This window comes from Nostoc sp. CCY 9925 (assembly GCF_963920935.1).
Lineage (GTDB): Bacteria > Cyanobacteriota > Cyanobacteriia > Cyanobacteriales > Nostocaceae > Nostoc.
Genome location: NZ_CAWUDO010000005.1, coordinates 1 through 26,853 on the forward strand (window position 1 = coordinate 1; position 26,853 = coordinate 26,853).

22 protein-coding genes and 1 pseudogene are annotated in these 26,853 nt (G+C 40.5%); 15 read left to right on the forward strand and 8 right to left on the reverse strand.

The genetic code is table 11. The features are described from left to right. Positions 1-142: 142 nt before the first annotated feature. Positions 143-925, reverse strand: coding sequence for an ABC transporter permease (locus ACM0OY_RS03925; RefSeq protein ID WP_414567583.1), 783 nt, complete (start codon positions 923-925; stop codon positions 143-145). 138 nt (positions 926-1,063) lie between these two features. Between ACM0OY_RS03925 and ACM0OY_RS03930 the strand changes: the two genes are divergently transcribed. The 5 genes from ACM0OY_RS03930 (at position 1,064) to ACM0OY_RS03950 (ending at position 6,999) form a co-directional block, all read left to right on the forward strand. Next, positions 1,064-1,669 (forward strand): DedA family protein, encoded by a 606-nt coding sequence (locus ACM0OY_RS03930; protein WP_414567584.1) that lies wholly within the window; start codon positions 1,064-1,066, stop codon positions 1,667-1,669. 281 nt (positions 1,670-1,950) lie between these two features. Continuing rightward, complete coding sequence (locus ACM0OY_RS03935; protein ID WP_414567585.1) at positions 1,951-2,574, forward strand: exopolysaccharide biosynthesis protein; 624 nt, start codon at positions 1,951-1,953, stop codon at positions 2,572-2,574. A gap of 450 nt (positions 2,575-3,024) precedes the next feature. Next, a complete protein-coding gene (locus ACM0OY_RS03940) occupies positions 3,025-3,546 on the forward strand; it encodes a hypothetical protein (protein WP_414567586.1) in 522 nt (173 codons plus the stop codon). Positions 3,547-3,771: 225 nt separating this feature from the next. Then, a complete protein-coding gene (locus tag ACM0OY_RS03945) occupies positions 3,772-5,496 on the forward strand; it encodes an ABC transporter ATP-binding protein (RefSeq protein ID WP_414567587.1) in 1,725 nt (574 codons plus the stop codon). 237 nt (positions 5,497-5,733) lie between these two features. Then, positions 5,734-6,999, forward strand: coding sequence for a site-2 protease family protein (locus ACM0OY_RS03950; protein ID WP_414567588.1), 1,266 nt, complete (start codon positions 5,734-5,736; stop codon positions 6,997-6,999). Between the two features lie 401 nt (positions 7,000-7,400). On the opposite strand, the gene ACM0OY_RS03955 is transcribed toward ACM0OY_RS03950, so the two are convergent. The 3 genes from ACM0OY_RS03955 to ACM0OY_RS03965 all read right to left on the reverse strand — a co-directional run bounded on the left by ACM0OY_RS03955 (position 7,401) and on the right by ACM0OY_RS03965 (position 11,037). Beyond that, complete coding sequence (locus ACM0OY_RS03955; RefSeq protein ID WP_414567589.1) at positions 7,401-8,576, reverse strand: TIR domain-containing protein; 1,176 nt, start codon at positions 8,574-8,576, stop codon at positions 7,401-7,403. 341 nt (positions 8,577-8,917) lie between these two features. Continuing rightward, positions 8,918-10,375 carry a protein adenylyltransferase SelO gene (locus tag ACM0OY_RS03960; protein ID WP_414567590.1) on the reverse strand — a complete coding sequence of 486 codons (1,458 nt, stop codon included), beginning with the start codon at positions 10,373-10,375 and terminating at the stop codon, positions 8,918-8,920. Between the two features lie 86 nt (positions 10,376-10,461). Further along, the gene (locus ACM0OY_RS03965) at positions 10,462-11,037 is read right to left on the reverse strand and encodes a GNAT family N-acetyltransferase (protein ID WP_414567591.1); all 576 of its coding nucleotides are present in this window, start codon (positions 11,035-11,037) and stop codon (positions 10,462-10,464) included. Positions 11,038-11,336: 299 nt separating this feature from the next. Between ACM0OY_RS03965 and bioB the strand changes: the two genes are divergently transcribed. Further along, positions 11,337-12,344, forward strand: coding sequence for a biotin synthase BioB (bioB, locus tag ACM0OY_RS03970; protein ID WP_414567592.1), 1,008 nt, complete (start codon positions 11,337-11,339; stop codon positions 12,342-12,344). 81 nt (positions 12,345-12,425) lie between these two features. Here the strand turns inward: bioB and petL are convergent, their stop codons facing one another. Next, the gene (gene petL / locus ACM0OY_RS03975; RefSeq protein WP_096538651.1) at positions 12,426-12,521 is read right to left on the reverse strand and encodes a cytochrome b6-f complex subunit PetL; all 96 of its coding nucleotides are present in this window, start codon (positions 12,519-12,521) and stop codon (positions 12,426-12,428) included. A gap of 162 nt (positions 12,522-12,683) precedes the next feature. Here petL and aroB point away from each other — a divergent pair, with 162 nt between their 5' ends. The 5 genes from aroB to ACM0OY_RS04000 all read left to right on the forward strand — a co-directional run bounded on the left by aroB (position 12,684) and on the right by ACM0OY_RS04000 (position 18,498). After that, entirely contained in the window at positions 12,684-13,796 is a 1,113-nt protein-coding gene (gene aroB, locus ACM0OY_RS03980) for a 3-dehydroquinate synthase (RefSeq protein ID WP_414567593.1), read from the forward strand. A 718-nt stretch (positions 13,797-14,514) separates the two neighbouring features. Beyond that, a complete protein-coding gene (locus ACM0OY_RS03985) occupies positions 14,515-15,627 on the forward strand; it encodes a hypothetical protein (RefSeq protein ID WP_414567594.1) in 1,113 nt (370 codons plus the stop codon). A gap of 146 nt (positions 15,628-15,773) precedes the next feature. Further along, the gene (locus ACM0OY_RS03990; protein WP_414567595.1) at positions 15,774-16,076 is read left to right on the forward strand and encodes a threonine dehydratase; all 303 of its coding nucleotides are present in this window, start codon (positions 15,774-15,776) and stop codon (positions 16,074-16,076) included. A gap of 274 nt (positions 16,077-16,350) precedes the next feature. Beyond that, positions 16,351-17,871 carry an acyl-CoA synthetase gene (locus ACM0OY_RS03995; protein WP_414567596.1) on the forward strand — a complete coding sequence of 507 codons (1,521 nt, stop codon included), beginning with the start codon at positions 16,351-16,353 and terminating at the stop codon, positions 17,869-17,871. A 33-nt stretch (positions 17,872-17,904) separates the two neighbouring features. Further along, positions 17,905-18,498 (forward strand): restriction endonuclease, encoded by a 594-nt coding sequence (locus tag ACM0OY_RS04000; RefSeq protein WP_414567597.1) that lies wholly within the window; start codon positions 17,905-17,907, stop codon positions 18,496-18,498. Between the two features lie 17 nt (positions 18,499-18,515). Here the strand turns inward: ACM0OY_RS04000 and ACM0OY_RS04005 are convergent, their stop codons facing one another. Together ACM0OY_RS04005 and ACM0OY_RS04010 are read right to left on the reverse strand one after the other, a co-directional pair. Beyond that, on the reverse strand, positions 18,516-19,502 hold the full coding sequence (locus ACM0OY_RS04005) for a DNA-methyltransferase (RefSeq protein ID WP_414567598.1): 987 nt from the start codon (positions 19,500-19,502) through the stop codon (positions 18,516-18,518). A gap of 44 nt (positions 19,503-19,546) precedes the next feature. Next, positions 19,547-19,795 (reverse strand): helix-turn-helix domain-containing protein, encoded by a 249-nt coding sequence (locus ACM0OY_RS04010; RefSeq protein WP_414567599.1) that lies wholly within the window; start codon positions 19,793-19,795, stop codon positions 19,547-19,549. Positions 19,796-20,072: 277 nt separating this feature from the next. On the opposite strand from ACM0OY_RS04010, the gene ACM0OY_RS04015 reads away from it, so the two are divergent. Together ACM0OY_RS04015 and ACM0OY_RS04020 are read left to right on the forward strand one after the other, a co-directional pair. Then, positions 20,073-20,447: a DUF433 domain-containing protein gene (locus ACM0OY_RS04015; RefSeq protein ID WP_414567600.1), complete on the forward strand. Its 375-nt coding sequence runs from the start codon at positions 20,073-20,075 to the stop codon at positions 20,445-20,447. Further along, positions 20,444-20,808: pseudogene (locus ACM0OY_RS04020) on the forward strand (ACP S-malonyltransferase). The gene ACM0OY_RS04015 and the pseudogene ACM0OY_RS04020 overlap by 4 nt, the downstream one beginning before the upstream one ends. 157 nt (positions 20,809-20,965) lie before the next feature. Here the strand turns inward: ACM0OY_RS04020 and ACM0OY_RS04025 are convergent. Further along, positions 20,966-23,212 (reverse strand): DUF1796 family putative cysteine peptidase, encoded by a 2,247-nt coding sequence (locus ACM0OY_RS04025; RefSeq protein WP_414567601.1) that lies wholly within the window; start codon positions 23,210-23,212, stop codon positions 20,966-20,968. 597 nt (positions 23,213-23,809) lie between these two features. Between ACM0OY_RS04025 and ACM0OY_RS04030 the strand changes: the two genes are divergently transcribed. Together ACM0OY_RS04030 and ACM0OY_RS04035 are read left to right on the forward strand one after the other, a co-directional pair. Beyond that, entirely contained in the window at positions 23,810-24,694 is an 885-nt protein-coding gene (locus tag ACM0OY_RS04030; RefSeq protein WP_414567602.1) for a GNAT family N-acetyltransferase, read from the forward strand. A 324-nt stretch (positions 24,695-25,018) separates the two neighbouring features. Beyond that, positions 25,019-26,746: a protein kinase domain-containing protein gene (locus ACM0OY_RS04035; RefSeq protein WP_414567603.1), complete on the forward strand. Its 1,728-nt coding sequence runs from the start codon at positions 25,019-25,021 to the stop codon at positions 26,744-26,746. Positions 26,747-26,853 lie beyond the last annotated feature (107 nt).

The following is a 26,853-nucleotide window of genomic DNA, read 5'->3' on the forward strand; positions in this document are numbered from 1 at the left end:
TGCTTTTCAAGTCACAAAAGTTGCTTTTCAAGTCACAAAAGCTGCTTTTCAAGTCGCAAAAGCTGCTTTTCAAGTCACAAAAGCTGCTTTTTAAGTCGCAAAAGCTGATTCACATGACAATTTACCCAGTCCCCAATCTCCATTAACTCGAAGCACTGGTATAAAACCGCAACGCAAACCGCCAAAACCAAGTAGAAACTAAAAATAACACCAGTGCTAATCCTCCTGCACCTATCAACCAGGTAATTTCACTTCTACCTAGGATCGCTTGGGCTGGTATCGTTGTTAAAAAGCTGACTGGCACTATAAAGGTAAAGAAAAAGCGGTAAACAGTTGGAAAAGCTGTGATTGGATATCTTCCTGCTTCTAATAAACCACGCAATACTTCTGTGGCGTTGTATATTTTCACAAACCAAATACTCATTGAACCCAGCATAAACCACAGGCTGTATAAAATTACCAAGCCAAACAACAACGGCACTACACTAAGTAGATACTTGTCTATTCCTACGCCAAGGCGTTGACCTGCGTAGCTAATGATGACGCAACCAAAGATTAAATCCGGTAGTCCCCAAGGTGAAATGGTGTGGGTGGAAAGCCAAAACTGACTGCGAATAGGTTTCAATAATATAAAGTCAAGAGTGCCTTCTTGCACATGGCGGACAATGCGATTTAAGTTCGGCGCCAGAAAAGTGGCAGAAAAGCCTTGTAATAAAGTAAAAATTCCTAGAACTACTAAAGCTGCTTCCCATGACCAGCCAGCAAAAGTGTAGCCGGTGCGGTAAAACAAGAATAGTCCAAAGACGCTGCCGACAAGATTCCCCAAGCTGCTGAAGGTAGCTATAACAAAATTAATGCGATACTCCAATTCAGATGCGATCGCCGCACTCCAAAATAGTCTTAGTACTTTCCAATATTTTTGCATCTTGCACCCCTGCGCTAATACTGACTTTCAAATAAAATAACAAAAGAACTTTACATAAATTTAATATTACTTTTTATTCAAAAAAATTGCAGAACGTTAAGATGTTCTGGATATATGTATTCAAAGCTGAAAAATTTTATGCATCTAGATTTACCAGAACTGATTAAATCACTTGGCTACTTTGGGGTGTGGGCAATAGTCTTTGCTGAATCTGGCTTGTTAATTGGTTTTTTTCTCCCTGGAGATAGTTTATTATTCACTGCTGGATTTATTGCATCTCAGAATTTACTCAATATTTGGGTTCTGATTTTTGGTGCTTTTGTTTGTGCAGTCTTAGGTGACAATGTTGGCTATTTTACTGGGCATAAATTTGGCAGAAGACTATTTCAGAAGGAAGATTCGTGGTTGTTTCATAAAAAACACATTGTTAAAACCCAAAACTTTTATGAAGAACACGGAAAGAAAACGATTGTGTTAGCACGTTTTTTACCAATTGTGCGGACTTTCGCGCCCATTGTTGCAGGTATTGGTGCAATGCATTACCGCACATTTATGTCTTACAACTTAATTGGTGGCTTTGTTTGGACATTCGGAATTACTCTATTAGGATTTTTCCTAGGAAAATCTTTACCGCCTGAACAGGTAGATAAGTACTTGTTACCAATTATTGGATTAATTATAGTTGTTTCCTTAGTGCCATCAATTATTCATCTCATCCAAGAAAATAGAGCAAATAAAGGTTAAAAATATCTCAATAGTCAAAATTAAGAAGTCAGAATTAACACCAAGTTGTATATAGGAATCCGGTTTGATTTCTGAAAAAAATCCGTACACAATACCCTTCTTCACTATTGCCTATTGCCTATTGCCTGTTCCCTGCCTCTACGAGCAATTCCAAAAATCAAATACTAGTCCTACATCATTTATGTAATTTATAAATTTTCATTCTCCATCTCCCGGTCGGTGAGCAAAGCCAAACCGCATCTCCCCAAACTTCAAAATTTAGGATTAATTTCTGGTGAATTATGGCTAAACTATCTAACGAATTGCAACGCTATTTTTTTGAAGAAGAACGACCTAAAACTGTAACTTTGGCAGATATTCTCCTACTAGCAAAAGAAAGAATTTTTGGGTTTTTGCTGATTATTTTATCTCTACCTTCGGCTTTGCCAGTTCCAGCACCGGGATATTCAACTCCTTTCGGCATCCTGATTTTTCTACTTGCAATACAGCTGATTGGTGGTGCTAAAACCCCCTGGCTACCAAAGAAAATGATGAATCATGCCATCAAACTCGAAACAGTCCAGGGTTTTTTAAAGGCAGGGATTCCTTGGTTAAAAAGGATTGAAGCGATCGCTCGTCCTCGTTTGAGCTATATTTGTACTACTTTACCAGGTAGAGTCACCATTGGTAGTGCGATCGCCTTGATGGCAATTTCCATGATGATTCCAATTCCGGGAACTAATACCCTACCAGCAATGGGAATTTTCGTCACTAGCTTTGGCTTATCAGAAGACGATGGTGCCATTAGCTTGGGTGGTTTAGTTATGTGTTTGATGGGGGCAATTTTGACTACTTCAATTCTGTTGGCATTGATTTGGGGTGGTTCCAGTCTGCTTGACATCATCAAGACTTGGCTAGGTCGTTGAAGAAGAATTCAGAATTCAGGAGTCAGAATTAAAAGATAAAGCGGCTTGGGTTTTTAAACTAGTAGCAGGATTTTATGACCGAAAACAAAAAGGATACAACCCCCTAAATTGGTTTATGGAGAAGCAAAAAAATGTATTTCCAGACGCACAGCGCGAACGCACTGTGCATCTCGTAGAGAGAAATACTACGTCCTTGTTACAAGCCCCATTATCGTAAATAAAAGGGTTTAAGACCCCTACCTCTACAGGTAGCCCCAGTTTCAGTCGGGGTTTAAATCCCCCGGAGTTGCTCCTCTTGGGGAGACCCCAAGACCGCACTCCTCTTCGTCTGAAATTGTCTTTAATGCGTGAATTTTGTTAGCGCAGCTAAGCCGTGTCTGCGAGCGTCATTTTGAATTTTGAATTGTTAATTATGGGTGTCTTTAATGCGTGAATTGGGAGCGAAGCGACGTGACTTCCTTAAACATCAACCTCTACCTATTCCTAGAAAACCTGATTTTTTTCGTCATTGCCACACTTTTTATTCTGGTTGTCAACTGGGGCTGGAAAAACACCAAAACCTATACTTTGCCTTTACCGTTTCCTAATTGGTATAAAATTTGGTTTGGCTCAGTGCAAGTATTAGGAATACTACTACCATTAGTAGTAATGCTACTGTGGGGTGTATGGTGGAGCGATCGCACTGTTTTAACTGTACTTGGTTGGTATTTTATCGTATTAGGGTTACAAATTATTTCCGAGAGAGTTGCCCTTAGAGAGTTGCAAAATGTAGTATGGGTTATGGTTCCTTACATATACTTACCTTACCGTTTCTGGCAGTTATATGAGGGTTTAACAATTTTAGGTTCTGAAACCAAGTTGCTATGGGTGCGATATTTCTTAATTTTTCAACTGGTGCTGTGGATTGTCAATTACGCCATAGATGTATCACAATTACCACGGCTATTTCGGTGGGAAGTGGAACAGAAATAATTAGATTAGGGCATAGGGCATGGAAAAGAGGACAAGGGGACAAGGTGAATTAGGGACAAGGGGAAAGACTGATTGCAAGTTTTCTCATTGTCTCCTTGTCCCCTCATCTCCCCTCATCTCCCCCATCCCCCTCATCCCCCTCATCTCACTTCACTTAAATTGGTCATAAACTCTCAAAACCTGATAGCGTCAAACAAAGGAAAATATTCTTCTGGACGTTAGAATTTGAAAAAGCGTTCTAATTATTGGCTACTACTACCTTATATCCGACCCCAGTGGCGAACCATCACTAAGGGATTTATTGGCATTTTCGGATATGTGCTGGCAACATTAGTGTTAATCAATCTTGCTGGAAAGTTGGCAATTCCCTTCGGACAAGGTAATGTAGTAGCGATCGTCCAAGTAACTGGGATTTGTGCCTTAATCTTTCTGGTGAGAGCCTTGTTCCAGTCTATACAAGATATGTACATGGCGAAAGCTGCTTTAAAAGTTGCTTTTGATCTCCGCCAAAAAGTATACTCACATGTCCAAAAGCTAAATCTCAGCTATTTTGAAACGGCAAAAGCAGCTGATTTATCTCACCGCCTCACCGAAGATGTTGACCGGGTTGGTGAACTGGTAAATAAAATATTTCACGAGTTTATTCCCTGTATTTTGCAGTTGGTGGCAATTCCAATTTACATGATTTATCTGAATTGGCAATTGACACTAGCAACTGTGATAGTTGCACCACTAATCGCTATTTTAATCAGCTGGTTTGGCAAACAGTTACGCAAACGTTCTCCAAAAAGTCAAAATCGAGTATCGGGTTTATCTGCTATTTTCTCAGAAGTTTTTAGCGGTATACGTTTGGTACAAGCTTTTGCGGCGGAAAACTACGAAATTGCCCGCTTTGGTGATGAAGCAGAACGCAGTCTGAAAGCAAAATATTCAGCACAACGGCTAAAAGCAATTAAAATTCCCATTGTGGGATTTTTAGAAACCTCAATTGTTTTATCTTTATTGATAGTTGGGGCGTGGCAAATTTCCCAAGACAATTTGACAATATCCAATTTTTTTAGTTATCTGGCAGCGGCGGCGCTGTTAATTGACCCCATAAGTCACATTACTAAAAACTACAACGAATTGAAGCGGGGTAAAGCATATATTCACCGGGTTTTTGAGTTGATGACAATTAAAGCAACGGTGATAGAAAAGCTAAATGCGATCGCTTTACCTCGAGTCGAAGGCCAAGTAGAATATCGTCGTGTTTCTTTTAGTTATCAACCAGGCGAACCTGTATTAAAGGATATCAGTTTTTTGGTATCGCCGGGTGAAGCGATCGCAGTTGTGGGTAATTCTGCTGCTAGTAAAACCACATTTGTGAATCTCTTACCCCGCTTCTACGATCCCAAAACTGGTCAAATCTTAATTGACGGGGTTGATATTCGGGATGTCAAATTACATAGTCTGCGCCGACAAATTGGCATTGTTCCCCAACAAAGCATCATGTTTTCTGGAACAATTGCCCAGAATATCGCCTTTGGAAAAGAATTTTTTGATATCCAAGCAGTGAAAGCAGCAGCAAAAATTGCTAACGCCCATGAATTTATTAGCGAATTACCAGAAGGTTATCGTACTTGGGTGGGCGAACGTGGCGTAAACTTATCAGCAGGACAAAAACAAAGAATTGCGATCGCTCGTGCTGTTCACCTCAATCCACAAATTTTGATTGTTGATGAAACGACATCTGCATTAGATTCTGAGTCAGAAGCTTTGGTGCTGGAAGCCTTAGAAAGACTCATGGATAACCGGACAGTGTTTATTATTGCCCATCGTTTATCAACAGTTAGAAAGTGCGATCGCATTTTAGTTCTCGAACAAGGAAAAATTGTCGAATCAGGAACTCATGAAGAATTATTAGCCTTAAAGGGTTGCTATGCTCAGCAATTCATAAGCGAAAAATTTTAGTCTTTGAGGTATCATATCAAGTTCGGCTAATTATACCAATTTGAAAAAAGAATCCGACAGATAGATTGGCTAGGGGCGCAAAACTTTGCGCCCCTACAGATTTTTGATGTATTGCAAAGATTTTTTGCAATGGTATTTAGATACTAAATTTCTGTAGCATTTTTTATCAGTGTGTTATAAATGTATCGTAAGTCGGTTTAACCGACTAAGTTTCTGGTTTTTTAGTCGGTAATTTATATGAAAAATAACTTCATACAAAATCTCTTTCTCGGCATATTATTGGCAAGTTTTGTCTCTTTTTTATTGACGAGAAATATTGATTTTTCTTTAAGCTTTTTGTTGATTTTTCTTTATATTTTAATCTTTTGTGGATTTCTTTATATTGATATTATTATTCATGAATTTGGTCATGCGATCGCAGGTTGGATTGTCAAAATTCCTATCAAAAGAATTACCATCGGCTTCGGACACAATATTTTTAAATATAAATTCAATGAAACAACTTTACTCATTAACCAAGGACTACAAGGTGGTTTAACTTATCCTGGAATATTTTCCCCTAATTTCTTGCGACTACGCTATTTTTTCTTTACCTTAGGAGGAGTTGGATTGCAAGTGATGGCGATGGCGTTGGTAATAGTTATTATTTCAGCTATAAAAAGTATTTATCCGCTAGCTTTCAACAATGCTTCTCTATTTTTGACAATAGTCAATATTTTCTTATTTTCTAATTTTATTTTGATTTTTTTTAACCTGCTTCCTTTTAAGGTAAATATGATGGGAGTTTCCATACCTAACGATGGCTTACAGCTTCTAACCATATTTTTCATAAATCAACAGAAAATACAAGAAATTTTATTGTCGGGCAAGATTATAGAAGGAATGGAATATCTCGAAGAAAATGACTTTCAAAAAGCTGAATTAATTTTTCGTGAATGTCTTGTTAATAATTCTACATCTTTAATCCCTAAAATAAATCTTTCTGTAGCGCTAATCCGTCAACAAAAAATTGATGAGGCAATCATATTACTATCCAAACTTATTACAGAATCAGATAAAAATCCCATGCAATTATTTATTTTTAATAACTTAGCTTGGAGTTATCTAATTAAAGGATTGAATCAACGAGAGTTTCTTAATTTAGCCGATAATTACTCTGCACAAGCCATTAAGATTAGTAATCAACATATTTATGTTGTTGGTACAAGAGCCTGTGTGTTAATTGAACTTGGAAAGCTTGATGAAGGAATTAACCTTTTAAAAGGTCACATTAGCCTTAATCAAGCCATAAATGAAGCTACAAATCCGGCGCTCGGTTTTCTATATTTAGCCTATGCTTATTATCTCAAAGGTAATCGTCAACAATCTCAAAAATATTGGCAAAAAATAAACAATAATCAAGATTTAAAATCTAGTGAACATAGGCTGGTATTCGACCATATTTTAGAGAAAAAAATTATTTATAATGCCATAATTTTATTGCTCTTTTCTATTGTCAGATAACAATTAAAAGTAGGTTTACAAAGTAAAGATATTTTTAGTATTTTATTGGGGAAAAGGTAGGGTTTATTCCCTTTTCCCTTTCTCTTAAACGAAGCCTTTCCTGCTCTGACAAAACTATTTAGGACTTACGCAACACCGATATTGTCATTGCGACCGAAACGTAGTGTAGGGAAGCAATCCCAGAGTTTTTGGCGATTACTTCGCTCCGCTCGTAATGACGTAAAATCGTAGTTATTGCGTAAGTCCTGCTATTTTTGCAAGAGAGTCCACGAGTTGCGCTCACAAGGAACAATGAAAATTTATTTTCCTTATTCCCCATTCCCTACTCCCTATTTTGAATGCAGGTCTAATGTAAGAGCGTTTAACCGAACATGATATCATTCTTAATTCTGAATTTCTATTTATGGATTTAACATAATTTTTGCAAAAATAATTTCGTTGACAATATCCATGACATCATTTACTACATCTTCCGCTGTTGAGGGGTCATTGATATATTGATTCAGTGACTTAAATTTTTCTGGTGATATATTTCCCATTAATTTACTATCCCAATTTTCCAGCATTTCGTCGAACACTTTTTTGGCATCACCGTTAGTGCATACAATAGGAATCACTGGAATTTTTTCCTGTTTCGCATAGAGATAAGTTTCATAAGTTCCGCCAACACCTCCTACAAGAATCACCAAGTCTGAATGTCGCAAACAATCAAGCCATTCATTAATACCTGTCTCAGTGTATTCGACTTTTCCACCCTTAAATACAGGTTGTTTTCCTCGTGGAACAACGTGGGTTAACTTATCGGTTAAGCGTAGGTTTTTTTGTGCGATTTTTTCGGCAAACTTATCAGCTACAACATAATCTACTCCCTCCCATCCACCTGTAATTAAGTTATAGTTATATTCTGATATTTTTTCCCCAAGCTTTTGAGCGCACCAATTGACTTGATCGGGAATCTGAAAGTTTCCTGTCCCGGCAACTAAAATACTCTTTTTGCTTCTGAGTCTAACAGCATCATCCCTAATAGCATCAGTAAGCTGATTGATAAATCCATCAAAGTTTTGAGATGGATCGATGCTTAATTTATCCGAGATAAAAAACATGAATTCATCAATTTTTTGGCAAATTTCTATGAGTTTTTCAGCAACATCATATATTGCTGAATCTTCATTAGAAGATAGTTCATAACCGATAAGTTGTTTTAGTGTTTCGCTTTGTTGCTTCCAGTATTTGATATACTCACTCTTACCTTCTTTGGTATAGACATTAGCATCCTGTAAAACAACAGGAAAAACTTTTTGTTCATAATCCTTGCGTCTCATGATTTCAACAGCTTCAAACATACAGTATTCGGAACGCAAATATTTGTCGCTGATAACAACAATCACATAGTTACCACGCCCGATTTCTTGCATGAAATTCTGTATACTTTTGCCTATTTTTAAGTAATTGCGATCGCGAATTAAGTTGTAACGCTCAGAAATAAGTGCTTCACAAATTTTATCAACTAATTCTTCGCGTTGACTGCCTAATTTAGTGTTGTCTTTCCATGCATATGATATGTATATTTGATTCATTTTTTTAAGATTTTCTTAGATGCTACGGTGATAAATTTGCAAGCCATTGGTCAAATATAATTTACTACTACACAAACAAAGTCTAGCTACCTGGACTTAAAAAATAATCCGCGCAGATAAAGATAAGTCTGAGGTGAGGTTTCCAACCATCAGAACTTCAAAGTTTAGTATGTATGTATAGACAGGATTTATAGTCGCCAATACTGACTAAAATTTTACTTTTATATTTGATATATAACCTACGTATTTTCTCGTAATTTGATTCTGATTGCTATATCTATATAATTCAGTCCAGTATTGTTTGTAGAGACGTTGCAATACAACGCCTCTGATTAAATTTTCTATTGTCTAGATTGAATTTGCTGGACTAAATCATAAAAAGGTTGCCAATTATCTTCCTGAACAATTGGTTCCCAAATAGATTCAATCACAGGTCTTAATAATGCCGTTTTCGGATTATGAACAGCTAGAGTTTGGGAAATTATGTCTAGGCGATCGCGATCCAAATCATTCAATATTTTATGGTACAATATACACCAATCATCAAAAATTCCTGACGCTCCTGGTACTGGTACAACATCAGAAGCATTCATCACAAAACCTGGTTCATCTCGCCATTTAGCTGAAAAAGTGCGAGCCATCTCATAAAAAAATTCGTGATAACCAACTTTGCTATTGCCTAAAAATTCAATGGTTAAATTTAATAGTTCTTTAGCCTGTGGATGTGGCAACTCTACAAAACCCAACTTTTTCAACATTAAAGTTCTGTATTCTGCCTGATAATACTCATCAAACTTTGCTAATCCAAACTTCAAATCATCTTTATCAAAAATTGCCTTGAAAGGTTCCTGGAGCATTTCTAGATTTAACTGGCAAACGCTTGGTTGATGAATGTAACAATAGCGCCCATAATAGTCAAAATATGCAGCAATAAAGTATGGATTATAGTGAGGAATAAATGCATAGGGGCCATAATCAAAACTCTCTCCCGTAATCGACATATTGTCAGTATTGAGAACTGCATGACAAAAACCAGCAGCCATCCACTGTGCTGCTAGTTCTGCAACTCTTTTAACTAATTCGGCATAAAACAAGGCATATTTATCTTGTTCAGCCGCCAAGTCTTGATAATATTCATTAATTACGTGGTCTAAAAGCTTCCGAGTTAAATCTGGACGCTGCAAATAGTGTAGGCGCTCAAAAGTCCCAAAGCGAATATGAGAATTGCTCATCCTGACCATTACAGACGAACGAGTAGGTGAAGGTTCATCCCCCCGCCACAGTGATAAGCCTGTTTCAATCATGCTGAGACAGCGCGAGGTACGCACACCCAGGTGGTGCAGTGCTTCGGCAGCCAGAACTTCCCGCACTCCACCTTTAAGCGTTAGTAAACCGTCGCCTCCACGAGAGTATGGCGTTCTCCCAGAACCTTTCGTGCCAAAATCGTATAATTGACCATCAGTGCCGCGTACTTGTCCGTAGAGAAAACCTCTACCATCACCCAATAGTGGATTATATTCACCAAATTGATACCCGTGGTAACGCATTGCCAAAAAGGGTTTGCGCCCCTCAAATTTGCCAAAAGCTGTGATGAAATCTTCATCTTTAACTACTTGGGGGTCAAGACCTAAACGCGGTAATAGTGCATTGTTACGCCAACGCAAGATGTGTTGGGGAAATTCTTCTGCTGCAACCTCGTCGTAGTAGTCATCGCCTAAAGATTCCAAGGCGGCTTCGTAGTTCAGGGAGAGAAAAGGATTACTAGAATTTTTGTAGTTTGAAGTTTGGGCCAGATTCATTACGAGCAAAACTTAATTCATTCTTTACCTTAATACTACCTCTGGCTTCAGCATCAGTATCGACATATTCTCAATTACGAATTATTTTAAGATTTGGGTGCTTGCCAATTAGGATTGGTGAGACTTGTCAAAATATGATCTTCCCATTGTCCATTGATTAATAAATAGTCTCTAGCATATCCTTCAATGACAAAACCTAGTCTTTTGAGAACATTTCCACTACGCCGATTGTGAGGCATATAATTAGCCATGACGCGGTGAAAATTTAACTCTTGAAAGAGATATTGAGTCGCTGCTTGGAGTCCTTCTGTCATATATCCTTTGCCTTGCTTTGTTTCGGCAAGACTATATCCCACGTAACAAAAATGAGCAGCTCCTCGAACAAAATTACTAAAATTGATAGTCCCAATAATTACAGTTGGATTTTTTTTATTAAAAATAAATAACTTTAAGGACTGACCATTGACAAATTCAAGAAAATTGTTCTCTATTTGATACTGCCAATATTCTTCAGTGAAAAAACCATCAGCCCAAAGAGGGTAGAATGGAGTCAGATAGGTTTTATTATCAGTAAAGTATTTAATAATTTGGGGTATATCCTCTTGAATCGCCGATCGCAACAACAAGCGATCGCTTCTAATTAATGGCAGTTCTAATTTCATACACTACTCATTTGTCATTAGTCATTTGTCATTAGTCATTTGTTTTTCTCCCTGTCTTTGCGTAAGAGCGTTCCCGCGTCTTCCCACTCTCCCTCACAAAATAAACTGAGTATTTTTGCTCTGAATCTGCCATTCAACCAAAATCTTGGTAAGCTGATGTCTAAATATCTAGAGCCGAAGGATTGAGAGCTAATGGGTAATTAAGAACTTCAATAAAATTCCTTTGCCCAAACGCTGTACCAGAGGAAATTCAACCAAAAGACAGCTCTTGATAAACTTAGTCTACAAGAAGGATAGTGATGTCGGGAATACGCTACGATTGGCAGGAATTAGAGATTCGGGCGATATACAATACGCCTTTGCTAGAGCTGATTTATCAAGCTGCTAGCGTGCATCGCCAATATCATGACCCAACAAAAATCCAAGTTTGTAAGCTCATATCTATTAAAACCGGAGGTTGCCCAGAAGATTGTAGCTACTGTGCCCAATCTTCCCGCTATCAAACAGAGGTAAAGCCACAAGCACTTCTAGAAAAGGAAACGGTAGTTAGCATTGCTCAAAAAGCGAAAGAAACTGGTGTGAGTCGCATCTGCATGGGTGCAGCTTGGCGTCAGGTGCGGGATAACTCACAATTTGAGGAAGTCCTGGAAATGGTCAAGGATGTGACGGCAATGGGTTTGGAAGTATGCTGCACTCTGGGAATGTTAACACCAAATCAAGCCAAGCGATTAGAAGATGCGGGACTTTACGCCTATAACCATAACTTGGATACATCCCAAGAATATTACAGCACAATTATTAGCACAAGGACTTATGGCGATCGCCTCAACACAATTGAGAATGTCCGGCAAACAAATGTGACTGTATGTTCCGGCGGTATTCTTGGTTTAGGCGAAACTGTGGATGACCGCATTGCCATGTTGCAAACTCTAGCAAACTTACACCCCCACCCAGAGTCCGTACCAATTAATATTCTTTCCCAAGTACCAGGCACACCCTTAGAAAATCAGCCTGATGTCCCGATTTGGGATGTTGTGCGGATGATTGCCACAGCCAGAATTGTCATGCCAGGTTCCGATGTGCGTCTCAGCGCTGGTAGGGCGAGACTTTCTCAAGTCGAACAAGCTTTTTGCTTTATGGCAGGAGCCAATTCTATCTTTTCCAGCGACGACAACAAAATGTTGACGGTGACAACTCCCTGTCCAGATTATGATAGCGATCGCCAAATGCTGAATTTACTCGGTTTAGGAATGCGTCCGCCTTCCCAAAGACAAGAGAAAGCCGCAACTCCAGCAGTTGTCGGATAAATAATCTTGTATGATGGGCCTCTCGCCCATCCCTAAACCAAGGGCAGGCTTTCCAGCCCGCCCCACAAGAAAGAATCTAAATTAAATTATCTTGGCAGTCCGCAGACCGAAAAACAAACCAAGAGCTATACCAAAGAATAAACCCAAGAACCCGATGTAAGCTACAATTGCAAACATTTACTTTTCTCCACAATACTTCCTAAATCTATTCAATCATTAGTTATTGGTCATTGGACATTAGTCATTAGTCATTTTCCTTGTCTTTCCATCTCCCCGCCTCCCCCCTCTCCCCAGATTGCGATAGAATACAGCCCACGAGCGCTTGTTTGGGATTGGGCAATGACTTCTGTAATTAATGTAAATTTACCTGAGCAGTCTTATGAGATTGCGATACCTTCGGTGAGCCACGCTAACGCACCTTCAAATTTGGATCAACTCGGTCAACACATGGCCAATTTGAAGCTGGGCAAGAAAGTACTGCTGGTTTCTAATCCGACGATTTTTAAGCATTTTGGCGAAAGAGCCATTGCATCGCTGACATCTGCTGGGTTTGATGTTGCTAGCTGCACCCTACCACCTGGGGAACGCTATAAAACCCTCAACTCTATCCAAAAACTCTACGATGTTGCCTTAGAAAACCGCCTAGAACGTTCTTCGACTATGGTGGCTTTGGGGGGAGGCGTGATTGGTGATATGACCGGTTTTGCCGCTGCAACCTGGCTGCGGGGCATTAATGTCGTGCAAGTGCCTACTTCTCTATTGGCAATGGTAGATTCGGCAATTGGTGGCAAAACTGGCGTCAATCATCCCCACGGGAAAAACTTAATTGGGGCATTTCATCAACCACGCTTGGTTTTGATTGACCCAGAAGTCTTGAAAACTCTTCCGATGCGCGAGTTTCGGGCAGGGATGGCAGAAGTTATAAAGTATGGTGTGATTTGGGATGCCGAATTATTTGCCCAGTTGGAAGCAAGTAAACGCCTCGACCAACTCCGCTGTGTTAAACCTGAATTGATAAAGACCATATTAATCAGTTCTTGTCAAGCTAAAGCTGATGTTGTTAGCAAAGATGAAAAAGAAGGTGGATTAAGGGCGATTCTCAACTATGGACATACCATCGGTCATGCAGTGGAAAGTTTGACTGGTTATCGGTTAGTGAATCACGGTGAAGCAGTGGCGATCGGTATGGTAGCGGCTGGACAAATTGCTGTGGAACTGGGAATGTGGAAAAAGGAAGACACTGAACGTCAAAATGCTTTAATTCAAAAAGCAGGTTTACCGACTCAGTTACCAGCTGGGGTAGATATTGAAGCAATTATTGAAGCCTTGCAATTAGATAAAAAAGTCAAAGATGGGAAAGTGCGGTTTATTTTGCCAACACAAATTGGTATAGTGACAATTACTGATGAAGTACCATCAGATGTTATTCGCCAAGTCCTGCGGGGGATGTGATCAAAGAAGCAAGGGAACAAAGGGGCACAGAGGGGTTGGCTGGTGTTATCGCAGAAATCAGAGGCTAGTGGTAACCCACATTGCCCACGTAATAGTGCCACAATCGGTAATTACTGAAAATTAACGAATAAAAGTCCTTAAGTCGCTACGGCGATCGCAATTGTAATAACAGTTACCTTTGATTTTAGAATTTAATATCTTTTGGATATTTATTTAATTGATTTATAGTTTTATCTGCTTTTGTGAAATTTTCATTGGACATGTTTAGCGACCCTAGCTTGTGCCATCTTTCTCTGACATCTCCAAGAAGTTTTTTGTTTTCTTCTTGAGATTGCTCGTCATAGTGAAATTCAATTATCTCTTCAACATAATGTCTAAGGCTTTCAAACTCATCAGACTTAACCCTGAACTTATCTGAAATTTATGACGGGTTAAGGAAGATTTGAAGCCCAGATAAAATCGCTACGATCATTGCACCAATAGGGACAATTATTTTTATAGAGTTCTGGCTCAAAATCGGAATATTTGGTATAGCACTTAATGTTGCGGCTAATATAGTATTAATTTTTGCATTACCCTTTGGGAAGCTGTCCTCACCGCATCTAGGTTTCTCAACGCAACCTCCTATTCTCGCAACTAATATTTTATCTATCTCATTACCAATTCTTAAATATCACGCTTTATTCTAAATTGTGTTGTTCATTTTAGAGTGACTCAAATGATATTTAGAAGAATTTTTCTGGTTGCTATTGGAATAATTTTAGCAATAGTAGTTGGCAGTTTGACACAGTTAAAAACAATTGCCCAATCTCTCACAGATTTAGATTTAGCTGCTTATTATGCTCCAATTCACTATCAAGACACAGACAGCACTAAGTATAGTGGAGACTATATCACGCGGTTTGATTACGATAATGATTGGCGGGGAACAAATAACTGGGACAACCTTTTTCAATTTGCTTTGAATGCTCATGGTTACTATTCTGTAGTTGAAACTTGCACTCATTGGTTCATCACCTATTCCTTTTTCCATCCTCAAGATTGGACTGATATCCCCTTCGACCAAGAACATGAAAATGATTTAGAAGGCTTGCTGACAATTGTTCGTAAGGATGGTTCAAATTTTGGCAAACTCGAAGGTATCGTAACTGTATTTCATCGAGATTTTTACTCGTATACACCAGTTGGTAGTCCCTTAAGCAATGGTACAGAAAATATTGATGGAACATTGACTACAAGCAGCTATAGTGGTTCCCAACATCCCTTGACCTCTCAAGAAGCTAAAGGTCATGGTTTAAAAGCTTGGCCTAATGCTGGAGATTTTCAAGGAGCTAGTAATGAAGATGGAATTATTTACTATCCTTCTAAAACTATCACCGAAGTTCCTGCTTCTGGAAACGATCGCAATGTGCAATACTTATTGTTGAATGTATTTGCCTCAAATGGAATGTGGCAACATCAATTAAATGAAGCTGCATTGCCAAGTTCTTCCTCTTTAACTTTCGCTAGTTGGGGAACTTTTAAAGGAGATTCTAGTGCTGGATGTGGTGCTGGTGCACCAACTTGTAGTACAGATTCTGCCAATGCGCCTTGGGGCTGGGATGACTCCAATGATGGTGGAGTATACAAAGGTGAAATGGCTTTAGATCCCGCTCATTTGACTGATGTTTATTTTGATGGTCTGGCTAATTTTGATACAACCTATACCCGTAACCAATTTATCCAAGATTTGAGAGATAGGGGATATAATTCAGCAAATCTTCCTCAAGGCTGGCCTAGCCAAATCAATCTGAATTCTCTTATTGGTAAACTAAAAAACCAATGCTTCTAAGTATTTAAAAAGGCAATAGGCAATAGGCAATAGGCAATAGGCAATAAATTTTGTTTACGACTCATTTATGATTGCTATAGCAGTAATTTCATCTAGGCTTGGGAATTAAGTCACAATAATAATAGGCAATCAGAGAGGATAGTACTATGCTTCCTGTAACTCAAATTATTCGCAATTTCTTCCTTCGTTTGGAAGGTTTTTTGTCTGTTGTTTTCAAACCTTTGTTGAATTTTGTCAGAAATTTGTTTGGCTTTTTTACCAGGGTGTTCGGATTTACTAGCTCTAATTATTTCTTGGAATCCGATGGGGCGCAAGATATAAATAAAGAGCCGATTCCAACGGCTGAGAATACCACTCCCGAAACTCCCGCCACTACCCGCCGTCGTCCCAATACCAAAAAAATTGATGATTACTATATCAATATGGTGCGTGACGTGAAAAACAACTAATCCGTTGTAGGGGCGTGTAGCTCTACGCCCCTACAAATCTATCTTTATCAGATATTTCGTGAAATCATATCAGTTACAAACTACTGTCATGATTGATAGAATTTCTACGTAAAAAAACATTTAACTTTTCTTCTGGGGTGGGCGTCTCGCCCGCCCGTAAGCAAAGGTGGACTTTCTACTTCACCCCACAAATAGTAGTAATTTATTTCTTAGTAATCCCTATATCAAATTGCTATATGCTTTCATTAAATCAACTCTAAATCAGTAAAAAAACGTGAATCTCCCATTAATTACTCGCGCTCAAGAACACAATGAGAAAATAGCGATTATCGTTCCAGCAGGCTGCGCCAACGCTACAACTCAAGGAATATTTACTTATCGGGATTTACTTCACACCTCCAGTCAAATTGCTACCAGTCTTCTTGAGAATGCAGATGATTTGCATGAGGAGCGAGTTGCTTTTCTCATCCCGCCTGGATTTGAGTATGTAGCCACTCAGTGGGGGATTTGGCGTGCTGGTGGAATAGCAGTACCTTTGTGTATTTCCCACCCACGCCCAGAATTAGAGTATACGATCGCAAATTCCAGAGCATCGATTCTTATTGCCCATCCTGATTTTGAGGATACACTGCAAGCGATCGCCAAAGCACAAAATTTGCGATTTATCCTTACCTCAGAAACCCTCCCATCTAATGTTGCTAACCTCCCAGAAATAGATATCACTAGACGCGCCTTAATTCTCTACACCAGCGGTACAACAGGTAAACCGAAGGGTGTCGTTACAACCCATGAAAATATTCAAGCGCAAGTTACTAGCTTAGTTACAGCTTGGGAATGGACATCAAGCGATCGCATTTTACATGTGCTGCCTTTACATCATATTCATGGAATTGTCAATATATTAACTTGTGCTTTATGGGCTGGGGCAGAGTGTCACATGTTGAGCAAGTTTGACGCCCAAGTTGTGTGGAGTCGAATTTGCGACGGTGACTTAACTTTATTTATGGCAGTACCGACAATATATGTAAAGCTGATTGCTGCTTGGGAAAATGCAGAGAGCGGACGTCAGAAAAACATGTCAGCAGGCTGTAAGAAAATGCGCCTCATGGTTTCAGGCTCAGCAGCCTTGCCAGTTCAAGTTTTAGAAAAGTGGCAAACCATCAGCGGACATTTTCTACTGGAGCGCTATGGGATGACGGAAATTGGCATGGCGCTATCGAATTCTTTACATGGTGAACGCTTATCAGGATATGTGGGAAAGCCGTTACCTCAAGTGGAAGTGAGATTAGTCGATGAAAGTGGAGAGTTAGTTCCACTAGGAACACCAGGAGAAATCCAAGTCAAAGGCCCGACAGTGTTTTTGGAATATTGGCAAAACCCCCAAGCAACCGCCAAAGCCTTCCAAGATGGTTGGTTTCGTACTGGAGATCTGGCTGTAGTTGAGAATGGCAACTATCGCATTTTGGGACGGATGAGTGTAGATATCATCAAAACCGGAGGTTATAAAGTCTCAGCTTTGGAAATTGAAGAAGTGTTAAGAACCCATCCAGATATTCAAGAATGTGCAGTGGTTGGGGTTGCAGATATAGAGTGGGGTGAGCGAGTTTGTGCGGCGTTAGTATTGCAAGGATCGCAAACTTTGAAATTAGAATCCCTGAGGAGTTGGGCAAAAGAGCAATTGGCTGTCTATAAAGTGCCAACTCAAATTTTAATAGTTGAAGAATTACCGCGCAACGCGATGGGAAAAGTGACTAAACCGAAGGTGGTGGAGTTATTTCGGTCATTTTTAGCGTAAATGCTGAGCTAGACCTCAAGTTTTAAAATTAGTATGAAAATTGTTCAAGAAGTTTCTTTGATCAGTGTTGGGAATTTTGAAGAATCAAACGATTGGTCTATCATTCGGGCTGAAATTCGTGATGCTATTTCTTTAATCGTTCATCCTCCCGGTACATCTAGTTTTACCATCAATCCATCAAAGCACGGTAATGGCGTCAAGCCAATTAAAGATGCTTGTATGATTGCGTTGAGGGATAAATTTGGATGGAGTCTGGAAACTTCGATTACCTATGCAACACGATCGCCAGGAAAGGTTGACGCAACAAAAGTAATTGACAACTATCTTTTTGCACTTGAGTGGGAAACGGGCAATATATCTTCAAGCCATCGAGCAGTCAATAAACTCAGTCTTGGATTACTACGTGGTGTCTTTCTAGGCGCTGTCTTGGTACTCCCAAGTAGAAAACTCTATCCTTATCTAACCGATCGGATTGGCAACTATGAAGAGCTAGAGCCATACTTTGATATTTGGCGGGCAATCCGCATTGAAGAGGGCTTTCTAGCAATCTTCGTAATTGAACACGATCGCCTAGATGAAAACGTACCAAAGATTACCAAAGGAACAGATGGTCGTGCATTAGTCTAAATTTTCCTGCATGGAAGCTATGTCGAGTAAGGAATGGGCAGTTGTAATGCAGTTGTTTTCGATTGTTTCAATTTCTTGCTTCCCCTTGCCGATTCCCATTGCTCTACAATTCCATCAGCCAAATCAGTCAAGCGTTCTACTGCTGGTTCTGTATCTCCAATTTCTGAACCAATCCAGTAACGGTGTAGTTTTTCTGCTGCGTAAAAGGAAGTACCAGAACCTCCAAAAGGATCAACCACAATCTGCCCTGGATGAGATGCCATTGCAATAATCCGCTCCAGCATAATGGGAGCTAGTTCATTGGGGACTCGTTTTTTGTGCCGACGATGCCGAACGGGTGGAATATCAGTCCACATTTCCTCAGTTAACGTCCATGAAACTTCACTATTGGAAGCTTCTGGGGCATCCTCCCACACATCTTCTGGCATATCCCAAACATCCATTAAGTTAATGCCTTTTTCATTGAGGCTTTTTCGATGCCCACCATAGTCACGAATCTCTTTGCCACAGTGCCGACATAGTTGAATGGGTGTGTAGACTTTGTTAAAGACGGCTGGCTCTCCTTTTGTATAATAGATCAGTCCGTAGTGAGCCGGAGACATCTTTTTACCTCTAGGAAAAGCCTTCGGCATTCTACAAGCAATCCAATGCCGAAACCACATTCCTTTCCGATTGAGGTATGCGCCGTACTCTATACACCATTTCGGCAGATTGAAGATAAATAAGCTACCACCTGGCTTAAGTACGCGAATACTTTCATCAAGCCACTGTTGCGACCAGCTTAAATAGTGATCTGTTTCCATCTGATCGCTTATACCTTCACCATATTCTTTACCGAGATTAAAAGGTGGGTCGGCAAATACCAGATCCACAAACTCATCAGGCAAAGCTGACAGAAGTTTAAGGCAGTCCCCTTGGTAGAGTATGCCATGCTCACTCATGTAAACCTGTTGCAGTCCTTGTTGAATTGCAACATCAGGTGCGATCGCTTGAAATGGGAGCATTGACTTAACCTCTAGTACCTTAATATAGCTTGAGTCTAGATTTTCTATTGACGTTTGTCAATAGACTTTGTTTGAGAGGTTGTACTACGCGGCTGATAGGGTTTTCCAGTAGGTTGATTCTTATACCTCTCTACCTCAGCAGCTTCTATGTAATAGTAACGGCCAAGTTTGCGAGCTATAATTTGATCATTTTTAATTAGGTCGTGAATTCGCTGACGAGTTACATCAAGTAATTTGGCAGTTTGAGCTACAGAAAGTAATTCAGGGTTATCATTCGATCCGGAGTCTGTCATACGATGAGAGTGCTGTAATCATCAAAGCGAATCTTTTTCGGCGTTGCATATTCAAGGGTAACGAAAATTTTGTCACAGAGACACCAAAAAGTGCCAGCCAACCCCCATTATTTATATTTATTGAAGGATATTGAAGGGCTTAATTGGTCAAATAGCGATCGCTTTTCTTTAACTAGTTCCTCACGCCTTTGAAGTATCCTTCGGTATTTTGGTTGGACACCAAAAGAGGTTGTTGCAGAGATATAGTATAGAATTAGTTTCACAGAAGCTAGTAGATATGACTTTGGCATCAAATGGACAAACAGCCATCATCCGCACAGAGCGCGGACTGACGATCGCAGGAACACGCATCACCCTTTACGACGTAATGGACTATGTGAGTGCCCAGTACCCTGCCAAGTTTATTGGCTCCCTATTTGACCTGACCGAAGAACAAATCGATGCTGCCCTCTCTTACATAGACGGACATCGGGCGGAAGTTGAAGCTGAGTACCAAGTTGTTCTAAAGGAAGCTAAGGAACTTCGGCAATACTATGAAGAACAAAATCGTGAGCGCGTTGCCCGAATTGGAACTCTCCCACCACCACCTGGTCTGGAAGCCGCCTGTGAAAAACTTCAGGCATCGAAGGCACGGCATCAGTCTCAGCCATGATTTTTTTAGTGGATCATAACCTCAAGGGACATACACGAATCCTTCTTGGGAGTATTGCAAGCCTTGGTTGGCTTGATTCTGTGCCGATTCGTTTTGTTACGTTTGAAACGATGGGATTGTCAATTGATAGCAGCGATAGAGTAGTCTGGAGGCTGGCTCAGGAAAATCAAATGATTTTGCTCACAGCTAATCGAAGCATGAAAGGTGAAGACTCGCTTGAACAAGTCATGCGTGAAGAAAACACTCAGACCTCATTACCCGTAGTGACAATTGGCAATCCCAATAAGTGTTAACTGACTCCAGTTATCGAGAACGTTGCGTCGATCGCCTTGTTGAAATTGTCGTTTACATTAACAACTAGATAGGCGCAAGAAGGGTTTTCATCTCGTAAGGTCTAGAGTATTGAACGATCGCCCCTACCTTTTTACCTCATATCAAGTTCGGATAATCACTTATTATTAAAATTTCTCCGCGTCCCCGCGTCAGTCCTAATGATAAGCCTTCACCGGAACATGATATCATCCCTTCAGAGGATTCGGCGGGCACCAAAAAAGATTTTTGCTGGATACACCAAGGGATTCCAAAATTCCCCGCATCACTTGTGTGCAGTACATCCAGTGACCTAAATCGTCATACATGCGATCGGGATTAAAATCTGCGTTGTAATGCAGGACATTGGGAAGGTCTAAAAATTCATTACTAGATTGGGGAGAAAGCAGGAGCAGGTGAAATGGCTTTCCCTGGCATTGTTTTTGCAGCTTGTTGACTAAATCCATCGCACCAGAGCGATCGGCAATGCCTGTACGGACAAAAAGCGCTTTATCGCAGTTTTCCAGGGTGTACCAAAACCTTTCTGAGCGTGCGCTGTAGCGAACCTGCATTCTTTCGTGGACGGGAGACATATCATTAATAGGGTCGTCTGTATCCTCAACTTCATGGGCAAAGGATAAACCCGTCCATCTACTGTGGTAGATTCTGCCTGCATCTGCACTGTAATGCAAAAAGGCGGGGTTCCACATATCATAAAAACGGTTTTCGATGATATCGGCGATGTCTGCAATCTTGGTAGTACGTGTTAAATCAAAGGGAAAGGCAGGACCGTCGTACTCCATTTTATATAGCATCATCCTGACAGCACAGCGATCGCCTAGTGGCAGAATTGCAACTCGACTAATATCTGATAATTTACATTTATATTGAAACAGCACCGCTGACTTTGGTGGTGCTTTCACTCTACTTTCCAGCCCTTTGTTACCAATCATCATGGTACGGAACGGGATATCAGGATGCAGCGGATCTTCATAGACACCCGAAGGCACGGCTTTGAGTGCTACCCGAATCTCCTTCCACATGGGATGGATGTTGTACTCGTTGTCTGATTCGTTAATCACCCAGATCTGGCGGTTGTCGGCTTGTAAAATCCCCAGATGCCCGTCATAGAATAAAAGTTTTGAGTTACTGGGCGAAAAAAGATTGAAGGCGGCGCTGTATTCTAAATCTGCACCAGGGGGGATGTCTACTGTGGTGGCGATCGCTCTATCTTCTTGGACGGCAAAGAATGGCAGTGTCCCAACCTGAGCAGACTTGGCAATGTAAATACCTGGAATCAATCCTGCCTTGTTTTTCAGTGCAGTTTGGAGTCCCTGCCAATAGGGAGCTATGGTGTAGGTGTATTGTGATGGATTGACTATCCGCAAACGCTTCTCTTCAATACAGCTAGAGATATAAAAGCCAGCATTGTCAAGGTAGACGATAACTTCATTTGGCTGCTGGAAACGTTGTTTTTCTGTTGCTAATTCCCTTTTATTGATCGCAAACAAATCCAGATTAATAGCCTCATACATCAGCTGATGTCCGACGGTGTTCGGGTGAGCCGGATCGAAGGATATCCTGTCTTTCCAGCGTCCCTGACCATTATCCAATGCTGCCAACCAATCGAGTACAGGAACGCCCCAATTCACCATCCGGTTGTGTGTGTCCTGTAAGAGCCAGTGATGTTCCAAGGAGTAATCGTTATTAGGATAGACTCCGCCGAGAATCGGACGTGCGCCGATGTCCCGCGTCATTTTCACGAGCTGCTGTAAACCACTTTCAAACCGCCGCTGGATTGCCCGTCGTTCGTGGGGGAGACAGTAGGCTAACCCTTCGTTACCCAAAGACAGGGCAATAATCACAATATCCGGTTTTTCTGGTGTGACGATTGAGGTAAACCGATTGATTGTTCTGGTGACATTCGCCCCGACTTCAGACACGTTTATGAGTTCATGTCCATATTTTTCCTGCAAAGCCTGTGCTAATAGCCAAGTCCAACCTCTTAAGAGCCAAGCTTTATGACCTAAGGCAACAGAACTGCCGATGACCGCGATTTTCAGCTTCTCAGACTCTTCGTTTTTGGGCATCCTCACAGCAGGTTCTTCAGTGAAATATCCGAAGGGATAAGGCTGTAAATAACCGAATGCGCCATCATCCACAACAATTGTTTTCGACTGATCTTCAGGGTCAATTGGTAGCCAGCGATTGGGGCCGAAAGCTTCCCAACGGACGCTGCCGTTGGAGTCTATACGGATGTATTTATATTCAACTGTCTGATCGCCTGACTCCAAAAAATTGATTTCTGTATCTGTCCACCATAAAGGATAGCGATCGGGACTTGTACGCAGATGGAGACATTTTTTGATATCCCACAGCCCCAACTTTGCAGTAGAACCTACAATACCGATAAATTCACCAGTTTGGGTAGATGCACTGATCTGGAATCGATACATAAGTTTTTCCCTGATTTAAATATTACGAAACCAGATCGAAAGTGAATACCGAAAGCTATTTGACAATATCATATAGAAATCTTAAGAGCAATTCTGAATTCCAAAATTCAGAGTTACTATGCCCTGACAGCCTTGTTAATATATATAATATATTCGATAGGAATGTTTAGGATAGATTGACGATTTTAACAGATTTTTAGATATTATAATTACCCTTTTGTCGATGATAACAACCACAAATCATATTTGTTTAATTAAAAGTAAAGCTATCTTTAATGAAAGGTAAAATTTGGTTTATCCATCATATTCATTATCTTTGTAAATCAAGCTTTGCTAACAACTCTTCACAGGATAAATTAGGTAATTTTAGTAAAACTCTAGTAAAGTCATCTTGTCATAGCTGTTTATCCGGAAATTCAGACTGAAAAGCGCTATTATACATAGGTTTGAAAAGTTGGTACTCTATTATACGTAAATTGATTGTAAGTAACGAAAAATCAACCATTTCCAACTCTTATTTTCGTTTTAGCCTTGATTTCGGTTCGACCTACCGTTCGCAACGAGAGCGCGAACGGAACACTTGAAAGGTTTTTTATCATGGACAAAGCATTTGAACAAACATCTTCGGTGATGCTGCGTGCTGGACGGGCTGACGACGCGCTCCCCTGTGGCATCATTCTGTATGTAGGGTTCCGTGCCATTGCCGAACAGCATGGCTTAGTACCCGACTTTCCTTCTGCGGAGTTTGGGGTGGGTATGTTGACCGAAATTTTAGCAGACCCGGCGGTTTATTCGGTCGTGGCCGAGTCATCTGATGGGCGCGTCATCGGCAGCAACTTTTTGTGGGAAGGTGACACTATCGCCGGGGTCGGTCCGACTACGGTAGACCCCGCCGCACAAAATAGGTCGGTTGGTCGCCGCCTAATGGAACATGTTTTACAGCGGGCACACGAAAAACAGTACGCCGGTGTGCGGCTCGTTCAAGCCGCGCATAACAGCCGCTCGCTTTCCCTGTATACAAAACTTGGCTTCGATGTGCGTGAGCCACTGGCGAACCTTCAAGGAGAACCGCTGGGCTTGACGATACCCGGCCGCACCGTTCGTCTGGTAACTGAGGCCGACCTTGCTGCGTGTAATCAACTGTGCTATCGCATTCATGGTCATCACAGGACGGGCGAACTAAAAGCAGCTGTCGGGCGGGGCACTGCAATGCTTATCGAGTGTAATGGGCGCGTATCGGGCTATGCTAGCGAAGTTGGCTTCTTCGGCCACGCTGTTGGCGAGAACAATGAGGACTTAAAGGCGCTTATAGGGGCGGCTCCAGCGTCCGCTGAGTTTGGCTTCTATGTTCCAATGCGTAACGCCGAGCTGTTGCGTTGGTGTTTGAACCATAGCCTGCGTGTCACCCAGACTGCAACATTAATGAGCCTCGGACTATATAACGAACCGGCAGGAGCTTTTCTACCATCCGCCCTCTATTAATAAGCTGATGCGCTTTTAAATTGCATAGTTCAACTCGCTAGAAAGATTCAAAGACAACGGGACGCGGGGATACGGAGATGCAATTTGAATGGCGATTAGCTTAGCAGCATCAACCCCGCCGCAAAACTTAAAATAATATCAGTTCGGGATTTTTCCCTGACTGCTGCGGGTTTGCAAGTTTTTTTGCAGACACAGATGGACGGATGGGGCAGTGATGTACAGGTTGTCCAAAATTTTTTAAATTGCTTATTGTCTCATGCTTTCCGGAAATTAGGAGGTAATGTCAGAAAAACTAAATAAAATGACTCACTGAGTAACCAGGTCATGATCCACCACATAATTGGTAAATTATTACAAGGGCGTTACCAAATTGTCCAAAGTCTGGGTGCAGGGGTGTTTGGACAAACATACATTGCCCTAGATGTAGATTACCCAGACAATGCTAAATGCGTAGTTAAACAGATCAAAGCTAGCAGTTTTGAATCTAACTACTTGGACACACTGAGGCTACTGTTTTTAACTGAAACTGAAACTCTCAAGCTTCTAGGAAGCCATCAGCAAATTCCTGAATTCATCGCCTGCTTTGAAGAAAACAAGCGATTTTATTTAGTGCAAGAGTATATTGAAGGACATGCGCTAACTGCGGAATTGCCCATTAATCAAGAGTGGGGGTCTCTGTGGAGTGAAAGCGAAGTTGTAAAATTTTTATTGGATGTCTTGGGTATTCTGGAATTTGTTCACTCTCAAGGTGTTATCCATTGCGATATCAAACCAGAAAACTTAATTAGACGTACTGTCGATGGCAAGTTAGTTTTAATTGATTTTGGCTCAATCCAGTCTATTGATTTTGGTATAGGTGCAGAATTGCCTATTCATAGAATTCCTGTGACTTCGTTGGGGTACATACCACCAGAACAATTTATTGGCGAAACACAGCCCAACAGCGATATTTATGCTTTGGGAATGATTGCTATCCAGGCTTTAACAGGGCTAGAGCCACTACAATTAAAGGCCGATCCTTATACCAATGAGATTATTTGGCGTTCTCCAAATACGCCAGTTAATGATTATTTAGCTGCTGTTCTCAGCCAAATGATCCGCTACGATTACCAAGACCGCTTTCAGTCTGCGGATGAAGTTCTGCGGGTTCTCAAACAAATGATCTGGGAACCTCAGCCAGCAGATGATCAATTTTCTTTAGAAACAAACATTGAAGATGATTCTCAGAATTCTGCTTCTGGAAAATTATTGCCGCTATTCACAGGAATGAAAGTAGGGTTAGCGGCTAATTCTTTATTGATGGGGGTTGGTGTATATTCTTTAGTTAATACTTCACCTGCCTATTCAGAAACAGAGGCTTTATATCAAGCAAAAAAAGAATATCAAGCAGGGGATTTAGAAGAAGCGATCGCACTGGTTAAATCAATTCCCTCCCACAGCAATATTTATCCAGAAGCTCAAGCCACAATCGAAGAATGGCAAGGTCAATGGCAAGTAGCTGCACAACAATACCAAATAGCTTTAACAGCTTTTTATGAAAGTAGATGGTCAGATGTGGTAGATGCGGCTCATCAAGTTCCAGATATTTTATATTGGCGTTCTAAAACAGATAAATTAGTTCAAAAAGCATACATCAATATTGAAGCAAAAACTCAAGATTTATTAGCTAAAGCTTACGAAAGCGCCAGTATAAAAGATTTTTCTACAGCATTACAATATTTACGTCAAATTCCTAAAGAAAGTTCTGCTGGTGCTATAGTTCAAGACAAATTAGCTGAATACAATCGCAAACGGCAAATCAGAGCAGCTTATTTTTTGAATAAAGCTTATCATCAAGCATCTATTGGTAATTTTGATAGCGCTGTAAAGTTACTAAAAAATATTCCCAATGATACTTTAGTTTATGCTGAAGCTCAAGCGAAATTGAATGAATATACTCATAAAAAGTTAGCTTCTACAAAAAGAACAAATCTATCCCTCTCTAGAAATTCAGCTACTAAGATTGAATATTTTCAGTTAAAAAATCAACTGCAAGAGTTAAATATTCGGTAGTTAGAGTTACAATACTGCTCGCTTTGTGCATTTTTAACTCGGCATTGGATTTGGGGAAAAGGTTAATGGTTCGACAAGCTCACCAACCGGGTAAAGGTTAAAGGTTT